A 12,451-nucleotide genomic window follows, 5' to 3' on the forward strand; every position below is an offset into this window, starting at 1 on the left:
GGTACGGCGCACGATGACCGACTATTTCGACTGGCTGGCGGCGAGCGAGTCCGGCGCGGCGATAGAGCGGCTCGGCGAGCAGTTTCGGCTGAGCCATGAGGAGCTGCGGCGCGCCACCGATGCACTGGTTCCGGCCTTCGTGCTCGCCATGCAGCGTGCCTTCAGCGATCCGAATGGCTGGGCTGAGATGGCCGGCCAGTTTCCCACATTCATCCCGATGCGCGCGGGCGCGACACCGGACAGCTCGACCGAGCCGGCGCGTCAGTTTCTCCGCCATGTCTTCGGTTCCGCCGCACTGATCAACGCAGTGGCTCGGCAGGCCTCTGTCGCCAGCGGCATAGCACCCGACACGATCGAGAAGCTGATGACGCCGCTCGGCGCGATGACCCTCGACGTCATGACGCGCATGGTCCTGGCGGGCATGACGCGCCAGCAGTCTCCGCTCGCGGCTGGCGACTACAACAGCGCCGTTGCAGAACTGATGCGCCGCGGCGCCAATGCCGTCGAGGCGATGGGACGGCCCTCCGGCGGACCGGAGGTAACGGGGCGCAAGCAGCAGGCCGGCGCGGCCACCTATCTGGAACAGGTCTTCGCCGATGCGTTGAAGGGCGAGTCGCCCTGGCTCCCGTTTCTGTCGGCAGGGGCCGCCGATGCCACGCGCCGCGCCGCATCCGATCAGCGGCCTCAGGATTTCTTCACCGCCTTTACCGGCCTCTTCGACACGTTCATGCGCGCACCGGCAGCGCCGCCCGCGTCGACGTCCACCGGCGCGTCATCGGGCGCGTCACGTGCCGATGATGCCGGCAGAACCTCTCCTGCCGGCACCGGCGAGCCCGCAGTCCCGCCATTTCCGCAGGGGCTCGCCAACGACTATGCCCGGGACATGATGGCGTTGTTCGAGCGCTATTATGCCGCCGGCAAGGAATCATCGGATAAGGCCGGAGCGTGATGCGGCCGTGACCCCACCCCCCGAGCGCCGGATGCGAGTCATCGTCCGGTGCCAGAACGTCCTGCCAGCGCCGCCATGCGCTCGCCGGTGCCTCGCCGCATAGGCGGGTCCAGGATGACCCGCCACTCCTTCGCCCTCCGGACGAAATCATGCTTCTGACCAATTTTCTGATCGTCATCTTTCTGATCCTGCTCAATGGCTTTTTCGCCATGTCCGAGCTGGCCGTCGTGTCCGCCAAGCGCGTGCGCCTCCAGCAGATGGAGAAGGCCGGCAGCCGCGGCGCGACCCGCGCGCTGAAGCTGATCGAGGATCCGACCAGCTTCCTGTCCACCGTTCAGGTCGGCATCACGCTCGTCGGCATCTTCGCCGGTGCCTATGGCGGCTCGGTCTTCGCAGAGCCGCTGGCCGCGGTGCTGCAGCCCTACCTCGGCAACAACGCCGACACCGTTGCCTTCGCGATCGTCGTCATCATCATCACCTATCTGTCGCTGATCCTCGGCGAACTCGTGCCGAAGCGCTTCGCCCTCAGGCACGCCGAATCGATCGCCGTCGCCGTGGCGCCGATCATGAGCACCATCGCCACCGTCGGACTGCCGATCGTATGGCTGCTGCGGGTATCGACGGAAGCGGTGTCACGCCTGTTCGGCTCCTCGCCCGGCGATGGCGACGCCGTGACCGAGGAGGACGTCAAGGCGATGATCGCCGAGGGCACGCAGCTCGGCGTCTTCGAGCCGAAGGAGCGGGAGATGCTGGAGAACGTCATCCGCATCGCCGATCGCGCCGTCCGCTCCATCATGGTGCCGCGGCCGGACGTCGTCTGGCTTGATCTCGCCGATGCGCCGGACGTCATACTGGACGAGATCCGCGCCACCGGCCATTCACGCTTTCCCGTCAGCGACCGCGAAAGCGACGATATCGTCGGCATCGTCCAGACGAAGGACCTGCTCGAGCAGATCAGCAAGAACGGCACGATCGATCTCCCCGCTGCGATGCGCGAGCCGATCTATGTTCATGAGACGATGCCGATCCTGAAGCTTCTCGAACGCTTCCGCTCATCCAACCTGCACATGGCGATCGTGCTCGACGAATACGGCTCCTTCGAAGGTGTCGTGACGCCGACCGATATTCTGGTCGGGATTGCCGGCGCTCTGCCTGAAGGCGCCGAGGAGGACATGACGGCGATCCAGCGCGAGGATGGATCCTGGCTGGTTGACGCCGCCATGCCCATTGATGCGGTGGAAGACAGGCTGCAGACCGTCCGCTTCCCTGCCACGCGCGATTACGAGACGCTGGCCGGCTTCGTGCTCGATCGCCTCGGTCACATCCCCGAGGTCGGCGAGGTGATGGAATGGGAGGGCTGGCGGTTCGAAGTCATCGATCTCGACGGCCGGCGCATCGACAAGCTGATGATGATGCCGCCCAAGCCCGCCGCCGACATGGGCGATCCCGAGGCTTGATGCGGCACCCGCCGGGCTGGAACGCCTGCGGTCGCGGACCGGCGCGATCTGCGTCTGAAGATTTTGGCGGCTCCGAATGAAAAAGGGCTGCGCTTCTCCAGCGCAGCCCTTTTCACTCGGCGTAAGGGACGGCAGGCGTTCAGCCCCACACACGAGGCTCAAGCCTGCAGTGCAGCTCAGCCCTCGCTGAGGCAGCGGCGACGACGTTCCGCGGCGATCGCGAGCTGGTAGGTCGGGTCGGAACGCCACCCCTGTGCCAGGGCGTCATGGACGTCGTCCCGCTTCAGCCCGAGGTCGCTGAGGAGATAGTCCGGCATATCGGCGATCTGTCCGACACGGCGTCGATTCACCATCGTCCTCACCATGGCTGCGGCGGCGCTGGCGGCAGCGGCAAAGGACGGGATGAGTGGGGTGGCGGACGTGTTGCGCCCAGCGTTCCGTGCGATGATCGACATGGCCGTTTCTCCTTCCTGGAGCCATTCGGGTGTCAGGCAAAGACGATCCTGTCCGCGCAGGCGATGCGCGGCTGACAAGACGTTCCGTGGTGACGCAAGGAGAGATAGACCGGCCCCATTGATCAAGCCAACGAATGTTCGTTATGGTCATCATCAGAATGGATGATGGAGATGATGATGAGTTCCCCCCTCGATCTCGATCAACTCAGAACCTTTGTGGCAATCGTCGACACCGGCAGCTTCACACGGGCAGCCGACGAGGTGTTCAAGACGCAGTCCGCCGTGTCGATGCAGATGCGCCGGCTGGAGGAGCGCCTCGAGACCAGCCTCTTCGAACGCAACGGGCGCGCGGTGCGGCTGACGGAAGACGGCGCACGGCTTCTCACCTATGCCCGGCGGATGCTGACGCTGAGCCAGGAGACGCTGTCGGCCTTCGACCAGGAGGCGATGGCCGGCCATGTGCGGATCGGCCTGCCCGACGACTATGCCGAACGCTTCCTGCCCGAAATCCTGGCGCGCTTTGCCCGTTCGAACCCGCTGGTCGAGCTGCAGATCGCCTGCGAGCCCTCATCGAACCTGGCCGAGCATATCGACAAGGGACGGCTGGACGTTGCGCTGGTTTCGGCCTGCGCCCGCGACATCCATCTCAGCGACGTCGTGCGCCGCGAGCCGCTGCACTTCGTCACCTCGGCCGCTCACGACATTCACAATCGCAGCGTCCTGCCTTTGGCGCTTGGGCGACCCGATTGCATGTGGCGCATCGAAGGCTGCGAGGCGCTCGACCGCATCGGTCGAAGCTATCAGGTGCTCTTCACCTCCTGGTCGGCGCAGATCGTCACCTCCGCCGTTCTGGCCGGCCTTGCCGTCGGCGTGCTGCCGGAATGCGCCCTGCGTCCGGGCATGCGCGTGCTTGGCGAGTATGAAGGCTTCCCGCGCCTGCGCGACACCGAGATCGGGATCATGAAGGCGCGCAACGCCGAGGGGCCGGTGGTCGCCGCGCTCGTCGAGCATATGCGCGAGAGCCTGCAGAACCTGATGCCGGCGGAGACGCAGGCCAAGCCATCGCAGATTCCGGAGACCCGGGCAGCGATCCGCCCGCAGCGCCCACGCACGCCGCTCGCCGTCGCGGCGGGCTGGTAGGAGGAGGCAGGCCGGAGAGCGGCGACGCTTGACCTCGGCAGGGCAGCGTCGCCACATGATACCCATGAGCCTCCTCGATGATTCGCCTACCGCTGTGACGAATGTCGCGGAATACACGGTGTCGGAGATCTCCGGCGCGCTGAAGCGGACGGTGGAGGAACGCTTCGAGCATGTGCGCGTGCGCGGCGAGATTTCCGGCTATCGCGGTCCGCACTCCTCGGGCCATGCCTATTTCTGCCTGAAGGACGACCGCGCCCGGCTGGAAGCCGTCGTGTGGCGCACCGCCTTTTCCAAGCTCGCCTTCAAGCCCCAGGAGGGGCTGGAGATCGTCGCGACCGGCAAGCTCACAACCTATCCCGGTTCGTCAAAATACCAGATCGTCATCGAGCAGATGGAGCCGGCCGGCGCCGGCGCGCTGATGGCGCTCCTCGACGAGCGGCGGCGCAAGCTTGAAGCCGAGGGGCTGTTCGCGGCCGAGCGCAAGCAGGTGCTGCCGTTCCTGCCGCGCGTCATCGGTGTGGTGACGTCGCCAACCGGTGCCGTCATCCGCGACATCCATCACCGGATTGCCGACCGTTTCCCGCTGCATCTCCTGGTCTGGCCGGTGCGGGTGCAGGGCGACACCTGCGGCGAGGAGGTGGCGGCGGCCATCGCCGGGTTCGACGCCATCGAAGCTGGCGGAACGGTGCCGCGGCCCGATCTCATCATCGTCGCCCGAGGCGGCGGCAGCCTCGAAGATCTCTGGGGCTTCAACGACGAGGCGGTGGTGCGAGCCGCCAGCGCCTGCAGCATCCCGCTGATCTCAGCCGTCGGCCACGAGACCGACTGGACGCTGCTCGACCATGTCGCCGACCGGCGCGCGCCGACCCCGACGGGTGCTGCCGAGATGGCGGTTCCGGTGAAGGCCGATCTGGCGGCGGCCCTTGCCGCACTTCACGCCCGCAACGCCGGCGCCGTGTCGCGGCGGCTCGAGGCCGAGCGACGGACCGTCGCCGCCACCGCCCGCGCCCTTCCCTCTGCCGACATGCTGCTCGCCCTGCCCCGCCGACGGCTCGATGAAGCGGGCGGCACGATCGGCCGCGCCCTCCAGGTCGCGATTGCGCGCAAGAAGGGAGACTTCGCAGCCGTTGCCGGGCAGCTGTCCCCGGTCCGGCTGGAGGCCTTCGTCAGCCAGCGGCGGGCCGATCTCCGCCATGCCGAAAGCCATGCGCGCCATGCGCTGACCACCGGACTGCAGGCCCGGCGGCAGCGCTTCGAGCGACTTGCCGCGACGTTGCAGCCGCATATGGTTCGAGCCCGCAGCCAGGAAGGGCGGCACCGCCTCGACGCGCTTGCCGCAGGTCTCGATCGCACTTTCACGCAGTCGCTCGAACGCCACCGCCAGGCGCTGGCGACGGCGACCCGCATGGCCGCGAGCCTTGATCCCACACAGGTTCTGCAGCGTGGCTACGCGATCATCCGCGGAGCCGACGATGTACCGATCACCCGCGCCGGCGATCTGACACCCGGCCTGCGCTTCGAGGTCGAGTTCGCCGACCGGGAACGGCGGCAGGCCGTCAGTCTTGGTGAGGCCGCCGACAGCGAGACGGCGGTGCCGGCGCAGAAGCCGGTGCGAGCGACACGGCGTCCTGTCCGCGCCGTCTCGAATGACCAGGGCAGCCTGTTCTGACCGCTAGATCATCTGCAACTGTGAGCAGGGAAGACCGTCCCTTCGAAGCGGTCGGAACGTTCGAGGACGACGCGTCGCACCGCCGACGTGCTAACGCCAAGCGGAACGCGGGCTAAGCTCAACATCATCTATACTACGGATGATTTCGTAGGCCGGCTATAGTCTTCCCTAGTTTTCGCAGCTTCGCGAGAACTACTCCTTTAGATTTCGAAGTGTCTAATGAGCGCGATCGGAGCGCTCGGATGTCGTCAGTGCCTGCCTTTCCCATCCCGGAGAACGAGATCGCGCGCCTTGAAGCGCTGGAGTCCTTTTCCAGTGATCTTCTGCCGGCCGAGCCCTTCGATCTGATCGTCAGACTGGCCGCCTCCATCTTCGGAGCACCGAAGGCTCTGGTCACGCTGATCGGCGCGCACCATCAGCTGTTCAAGGCGCGCATCGGCATCGACGATTGCCAAACCTCTCGCGACGTCTCCTTCTGCACGCATGCCATCATGAGCGACGAGGTGTTCGTCGTTCTTGATGCGAAAACCGACGGCCGGTTTGCCTCCCATCCGGCCGTCATCGGCACCCCGTTCGTCCGCTTCTACGCCGGTGCTCCGCTGGTCGATCCTGACGGCTACCGTCTCGGTTCGGTTTGCGTTTTCGATGCGGTGCCGCGGGCCGCGTTTTCCGGCGCCGAGAGCGCCATCCTGAAAGACCTGGCGGCGCTGACGATGGAGCGCATGGTTGCCCACCGGGCCGGCATGGCGCACAGCATCAGCCAGGCCCGCCTGCAGAACATCATGGTGAGTTCGCCCGATGCGATCATCACGGCCGATGCGGAGAACACGATCCGGTCGTGGAACGAGGCCTCGCAGCGCATGTTCGGCTATTCGGCGGCCGAAGCGATCGGCCAGCCACTCGATATCATCGTGCCGCCGGCGCTGCGCTCGACGCATCGACGCGGGCTCGTGCGCGCGGCCGGCGACGGCAGCCACCGCATCGTCGCGACCCCTCTCAGCCTGACGGCCTGCCGCCGCGACGGCCAGGAATTCCCGATCGAGATCTCGCTGTCGCAGTGGCAGGAAGCCGGCGAGCCGCGCTTCGGCGCCATCATCCGCGACATCACCCAGCGCAAGGAAGCCGAGGACCGGCTGCGGCACGCCGCCGACTTCGATTACCTGACGGAGCTGGCCAACCGGGCGACATTGCTGCGGCAGATGGAGGAGATCTGCGGCACCGCACGATCGATAAGCATCCTTCTGCTCGATCTCGACGGCTTCAAGGAGGTGAACGACAATCTCGGCCATTCCGTGGGCGATCACGTCCTGAAGGTCGTCTCCATCCGCCTCAAGCGGCATGTCGAGACGTCCAACCTCGTAGCGCGGCTTGGCGGCGACGAGTTCGTCGTGCTGCTCCCCGATACGGAAGATCCGCTCGCCGCCGAACAGCTCGCCCAGCAACTGATCGGGCTCATCGAGGAGCCGATCGAGTATGGGGAGGAGGTCATCCATATCGGTGCCAGCGTCGGCATCGTCGCGCGCAGCACCATCGGCTGCGACGCCGACGCGCTCCTGGGTGATGCCGACCTTGCGCTCTACCAGGCCAAAGCCGACGGCCGGCATCTCGTCCGTCTGTTCACGCCGGAGCTGCGGCATGTGGCGGCGACCCGCAGCAGCACCGGATCAGGGCTGCGTCGCGCCTGGGAAGAAGGCGAGTTCGAGCTTTATTACCAGCCGCAGGTGCGACTCTCGGATGGCGGCCTGACGGGTGCGGAGGCGCTGTTGCGCTGGAACCGGCCCGGCCTGGGGATCGTCTCGCCGGTGGCCTTCCTCCCGGTGCTGGAAACCGGTCTCCTGGCCGTTCCGGTCGGGGCGTGGATCCTCGAAGAAGCGTGTCGCCAGGCAGCGGCGTGGCGACGCAACCACGGTGGCGAGCTGCGCATGGGTGTCAATCTCTTCGCGGCCCAGTTCAAGACCGGCGACCTCGCCGCCACCGTCGAGAGCGTGCTGGCGCGGAGCGGGCTGCCGCCGGAAGCGCTGGAGCTGGAAATCACCGAAAACATCATCCTGCGCAACGAGCAGACGATCCTGAGCCCGCTGGAGCAGTTGCGCTCATTCGGCGTCGGCATCGCCTTCGACGATTTCGGCACCGGCTATGCCTCACTCAGCATGCTGAAGAACTACCCGGTGACGCGGCTGAAGATCGACCGCTCCTTCGTCGCTGACCTCGAATTCAGCCGGCGGGATCGCACGATCATCGAGTCGGTCATCAACATGGGCTCGGCCTTCGGCGTCGAGCTGATCGCCGAGGGAGTCGAGACGCAAGGCCAGGCGGATGCGCTGCGCGGCGAAGGCTGCCAGGAGGGCCAAGGCTATCTGTTCGGGCGACCGATGCCGGCGGCAGCGTTTGAGTGCCAGTTCCTGAGTAGATCAAGGAACGTCGACGGAGCGGCCGTCTACGCTGCATCCTGATCTTTGCAGATTAAGAGGATGGTACGGTTGGGTGGGTTCGAACCACCGACCTTCGGAGCCACAATCCGACGCTCTAACCAGCTGAGCTACAACCGCATGACGGCACGACCGGCCGTGCCGCCGCAATAAAATCTTTCACCGCCGGGCGCAAGCCCGAACCGCATATCGGCACGCGGACGCCAACCATTGCCATATTGGCCGGAGCGGCGCCCGCCGAGGCTTCATCTCTTCTGCGACCGGAGTGGCGCAGGCCGCATCAGCTGCGGCGGACGGTATCGGCAGCCTTCTGGAAGGCTTCGCGGCCGGGCTTCAGCATGTCCTGCGCCAGTGACTGCGAGAGCGTCTGCAGCTCCTTGGCCTGGTCCGTCGCCGTCTCGATCTGCTTGCGGACATAGCTCGTCTGCAGCTCGATGAGTTCGGCGAAGGATTTCACGCCCATCATGCGGTCGAGGTGCTCGAAGCCCATCTCGGCATTGTTGCGCATCGCCTCAATGGCCTTGCGCGACAGGGAGAGCGACCCCTGGTGAGCATTCTCCATCGTCGATTCCAGCGTCTTCGTCGCATCCTCAGCCGCCGACTTCATGCGGGCATAGGCCTGGCGGGACTGCTCCATCGACTTCTCGGTCATCGCACGGAAGGTTTCCGAGAATTTTGCGGGATCGAGGCCGAGCGTTCCCTGCAGGCCCGGAATGCCGCCGCCGAGACCGAAGGGATCGTTGATGGCATTGTCGTTCATGTCAGCCATTGCTGTTCTCCATACTTTAGCACTACGTGCACGAAACCATCATCAACTGCCTAAAATTTTAGCTTTTATTTTTGTGCGTTGCAACATGGAAAGTCATACCGCGCGTGCCGGCCAGTTAACCCTTTCGGCAGAGACGCGGGGGCAACCGGCACCGAATTCTGGATTTGTTCGCGTCCGGCCATTATTAATAGCTCGTTAAGGAAACTGCCTGCGCCACGCCTCGTTGGCGTCATGCACGAACTGAGCCATGGATCGCGCCTGCATGACTGCTGCCCCCGCTCCCTCGCTGCTCGACATCCTGTCCGCCCCGGCAGTGTGGCCGGCCGCGGCGGGAGCATCGGTCGTTGTGCTGACGCCGGCGCTCGACCGCGTGCTGTGGAGCAATGGCGGCGGCCGAGCCTTGCTGGGGGCAATGTCGCAGGACAGCAGTTTCAGCCTGGCGGCGCTCTCCTCGCCATCGGCGCGACAGGTGGCCGCGGCGCGACGCTCCGTCGAGACGCAGTCCTCCGCCCGGGTGATGCTGCGGCCGGTGGGGCAAGCCTTCGGCAAACCGGTGGTGGCTGACCTCGTCCGCACGGTGCTGGGGGCGAGCGCGACACCTGTGGTGGTGCTGACGGCAGACACCGGCCGGCGGGCCGATATGTCCGAGTCGTTGCAGGCGCAGCGCATCCTGGCTGACTGCGGCATCGCCACCGAGGATGCCGGCGATGCCGCGGTCTTCGGCCCTTCGGGGCTGGTCGCCGGCACGATCGGCAGCATTTCGCCCGAGGCGGCGGCGACAGCGGCACGCCAGTTCCTCGACGGCAGCGAAGCCGTCACAGAGACCGCCATCGGCGATCACGTGATGACCTTCGGCCGAGTGGGCGAGCGGCTGGCGCTGGCCCTGCTGCGTCCGCAGCCGGCGGCCGTCGAGGTCGATCCGGAGACGGCTGAGCGCCCCGCCGCGACGGACACGGCAGATGAGGATGACGCCCGGTCAAGCGGCACAGAAACCGTGACGCCATCGGTCGGCGCCTTCTCGGTGCGGCGGCAGAAGCTGCCGGCCGGCCGCCGTCGCATGGACATCAGCACCTTGATCCAGAGCTGGCATCGGCGCGACACGACGCCGGCTGGCCTTACTCCTCCGGGCGACGACGAAGCCTCCATCGATCCGGCGGCCGGCGCAGTCTCGTCAGCCGATGCCTTCCCGACGGAGGAAGGTATCGCAGCCGCCAGTCACGATGACGACGGCCGCGCGATCCCGTCTTCGGAGACAGAAGGCGAGCCGGTTAGCGATGGCGAGAACCTGGACGCAAGGCAGCCGGAGCCCGACGGCTCGGAGGAAGCCGTCGCTTCAAGCGAGGCCGAGGTCAGTGCGGCCACCGAGTTTGTCGCCAGCGCCGACCGCGTCGTGGCCGCCGAAGACGCGAGTGAGCCGGATGAGGTCACCGTTTCCGACAGCAGCCCCGCACATAGTGGTGGCTCGGAACTCCTGCCTCATGGTGCAACGGCAACCGAGAGTGCAGAGACCCTCTTCCCGACCGCCGACGATGACGGCCGCGAGCCGGAGGCGTCGCCGGCTCCGGAAGCCGGCGGCGAGGACGCAGCTGATCTGACCAGCACGGACACGACGGGTCGCGACGCCGCAGAAATCGCGCCGGTCGATTTCACGGCCTCGGAGGATGCGCCGCTGACGGCAGCGGACGGCGATGCAGCCACGGCGGAAGCAGAGGCAGGTTCCGACGCGGCTGGCGCTGCGGTCGAACCCTTCGTCGAACAGCTGACATCGGAACCGGACGGGCGGACGGATGGCAGCGGTGCCGACGCGTCTCTGGCAGCCACCGATGCACAGGCCGATCAGGTTGTGGCGCCGGGCGACGCATCAGAGCCGTTGGAGCCGGTCGGCACCGTGCCGGCCGATGTGGTGCCGCAGGACGACCATCCGAGTGATCCAATGGCGGATGTTGATCCGATCGCTGCAGCTGGCGACGAGCAAAGCGCCATCTTCGATGGCGACCCTGTCGACGACGGGGGCGAAGTTGCTCGTGCCGGCGCCGATGCTCCGGTTGAGGGCTCGTCCGACGCAGCTGAATCCGGCTATCCCGAAGCGGACATCACTTTGTCTGACGACATGCCGGTGACTGCGGAGGCCGAAACGGCCGGTCGCCCCGAGGCTGAGGCCGATCCCGCTGAAGCCACTATGGTCGGCGCGGCGCCGGCCGAGACCGTCGAGGACGGCCAGTCGACGGCGGATGAGTTGATCGATGGCGAGTCGCTGCCTTCGTCGGAGACGACCGAGGCCGAGGCTGCCGAAGCACTGCGCGCGGAAACTGTCGACCGACAGCCTGAGCCGGACGATGCGACGACCGAGCTTGAGCCTACGCAGGACGATGCTTCCGACGACGCAGACGCTGCGCTTCTCAGTGCCGCCGATGCCCATGCGGGGTCACAGCACCTCTCAGAGGGTGACGGCGCGCCCGTTGGTGAGGATGCCGGCGAGCCCGAGTTGGCCTCGGACGAGGGCCATATCCGCACAGCCGCCAGCACGGATCCTGCCGACGGAGAAGACCGATTCGCGGCGATGCAGGACGACGCAGCGACGGCCGGCGAAACAGCTGCGATGATTGATCCGGCGGCGGCAGTCGAATCCGAGCCCGACGACATCGCTCCGGAAGAGGCCGCAGCCCCTGCGCCTGCAGGGGATGGCGCAGCCGCCGAGGCCACTCCGGACGAGGCGGCGGACGCTACGCCGCAGCAGGCTGAGAGCGGCATTTTCGTTCCCCGCTTCGATACGCCGCCCGTGCGCTTCGTCTGGCAGATCGATCGCGACGGCCGCTTCCGCAGCCTGTCGCCGGAATTCGCCGCGGCCGTCGGGCCGCGGTCTGCCGATGTCATTGGCCGCAGCTTCCGCGAGGTGGCGCAGGTCTTCGGCTTCGACGCCGAAGGCGAGATCACGCGCCTGCTGGACCGGCGCGACACCTGGTCGGGCCGCTCCATCCTGTGGCCGGTGGAGGACAGCGCGCGCAAGGTGCCGGTCGATCTTGCCGCCCTCCCTGTCTATGCACGCGATCGCAGCTTCGACGGCTTCCGCGGCTTCGGAATTCTGCGGATGAGCGAGGCGGTGGAGGATCCGGAGCGGATCGGCGAAATCCTGTCCGGACGGCTCGCGGCTCCCGACAGGTCGGCACAACCCTCCGAGATCGACGGTTCCGAGGCCGTCGGTTCGCCGGAGCAGCTCCATGCGCCGTCCGGGGCCGGCCCCGAAGGCACCTCGGCTGACGATGCGTCGACGTCGTCAGAGCTGGTGATCAGCAAGCCGGTTTTCAGAACCATCTCCACCGAAACGCCGCCGCCCTTCGGCCGCCGCATGGAGCCGCCGGCGGAGCAACCATCCGATGACTCCGCGCCCTCGAAGATCATCCGCTTCGAGGATCGCCGCCGGCCGCGCGAGGGCATGCTGTCCTCGGCGGAGGAAGCTGCCTTCCGTTTCATTGGCGAGACGCTCGGCGGCCGTGCCGAGCCGGACGAAGCCGGGCCCGCGGCATCGACGGGTTCGTCCGAAATCGGCCGCGACGATATGGCTGGCAGTGACCGGTCTGCAGTG

7 protein-coding genes and 1 tRNA gene are annotated in these 12,451 nt (G+C 66.7%); 5 read left to right on the forward strand and 3 right to left on the reverse strand.

Annotated features, from left to right (window positions below):
• Window positions 1-13 precede the first annotated feature (13 nt).
• A complete protein-coding gene (locus C0R46_RS16425; RefSeq protein ID WP_157944671.1) occupies window positions 14-949 on the forward strand; it encodes a DUF937 domain-containing protein in 936 nt (311 codons plus the stop codon).
• Between the two features lie 149 nt (window positions 950-1,098).
• Window positions 1,099-2,406, forward strand: a complete 1,308-nt coding sequence (locus tag C0R46_RS16430; RefSeq protein WP_102960753.1) for a hemolysin family protein — start codon at window positions 1,099-1,101, stop codon at window positions 2,404-2,406.
• Between the two features lie 176 nt (window positions 2,407-2,582).
• Here C0R46_RS16430 and C0R46_RS16435 read toward each other — a convergent pair whose 3' ends face one another.
• Complete coding sequence (locus C0R46_RS16435) at window positions 2,583-2,861, reverse strand: YjiS-like domain-containing protein (RefSeq protein ID WP_102960754.1); 279 nt, start codon at window positions 2,859-2,861, stop codon at window positions 2,583-2,585.
• A 177-nt stretch (window positions 2,862-3,038) separates the two neighbouring features.
• Between C0R46_RS16435 and C0R46_RS16440 the strand changes: the two genes are divergently transcribed.
• The 3 genes from C0R46_RS16440 (at window position 3,039) to C0R46_RS16450 (ending at window position 8,123) form a co-directional block, all read left to right on the forward strand.
• Window positions 3,039-4,001: a LysR family transcriptional regulator gene (locus tag C0R46_RS16440; protein ID WP_102960843.1), complete on the forward strand. Its 963-nt coding sequence runs from the start codon at window positions 3,039-3,041 to the stop codon at window positions 3,999-4,001.
• A gap of 64 nt (window positions 4,002-4,065) precedes the next feature.
• Entirely contained in the window at window positions 4,066-5,670 is a 1,605-nt protein-coding gene (gene xseA / locus C0R46_RS16445; RefSeq protein ID WP_102960755.1) for an exodeoxyribonuclease VII large subunit, read from the forward strand.
• Window positions 5,671-5,912: 242 nt separating this feature from the next.
• Window positions 5,913-8,123, forward strand: coding sequence for a sensor domain-containing phosphodiesterase (locus C0R46_RS16450; protein ID WP_198598382.1), 2,211 nt, complete (start codon window positions 5,913-5,915; stop codon window positions 8,121-8,123).
• A 19-nt stretch (window positions 8,124-8,142) separates the two neighbouring features.
• On the opposite strand, the gene C0R46_RS16455 is transcribed toward C0R46_RS16450, so the two are convergent.
• Together C0R46_RS16455 and C0R46_RS16460 are read right to left on the reverse strand one after the other, a co-directional pair.
• Window positions 8,143-8,219: transfer RNA gene (locus C0R46_RS16455), tRNA-His, on the reverse strand.
• A 160-nt stretch (window positions 8,220-8,379) separates the two neighbouring features.
• Window positions 8,380-8,868: a phasin gene (locus tag C0R46_RS16460; RefSeq protein ID WP_102960756.1), complete on the reverse strand. Its 489-nt coding sequence runs from the start codon at window positions 8,866-8,868 to the stop codon at window positions 8,380-8,382.
• Between the last annotated feature and the right edge of the window lie 3,583 nt (window positions 8,869-12,451).

This window comes from Mangrovicella endophytica, assembly GCF_002893625.1.
GTDB lineage: Bacteria > Pseudomonadota > Alphaproteobacteria > Rhizobiales > Rhizobiaceae > Mangrovicella > Mangrovicella endophytica.

Excerpts from the sequence above, each read along its gene's own strand:
- C0R46_RS16425 (WP_157944671.1), top strand. The coding sequence starts at position 14 with ATGACCGACTATTTCGACTGGCTGGCGGCGAGCGAGTCCGGCGCGGCG.
- C0R46_RS16430 (WP_102960753.1), top strand. The coding sequence starts at position 1,099 with ATGCTTCTGACCAATTTTCTGATCGTCATCTTTCTGATCCTGCTCAAT.
- C0R46_RS16435 (WP_102960754.1), bottom strand. The coding sequence starts at position 2,861 with ATGTCGATCATCGCACGGAACGCTGGGCGCAACACGTCCGCCACCCCA.
- C0R46_RS16440 (WP_102960843.1), top strand. The coding sequence starts at position 3,039 with ATGAGTTCCCCCCTCGATCTCGATCAACTCAGAACCTTTGTGGCAATC.
- xseA (WP_102960755.1), top strand. The coding sequence starts at position 4,066 with ATGAGCCTCCTCGATGATTCGCCTACCGCTGTGACGAATGTCGCGGAA.
- C0R46_RS16450 (WP_198598382.1), top strand. The coding sequence starts at position 5,913 with ATGTCGTCAGTGCCTGCCTTTCCCATCCCGGAGAACGAGATCGCGCGC.
- C0R46_RS16460 (WP_102960756.1), bottom strand. The coding sequence starts at position 8,868 with ATGGCTGACATGAACGACAATGCCATCAACGATCCCTTCGGTCTCGGC.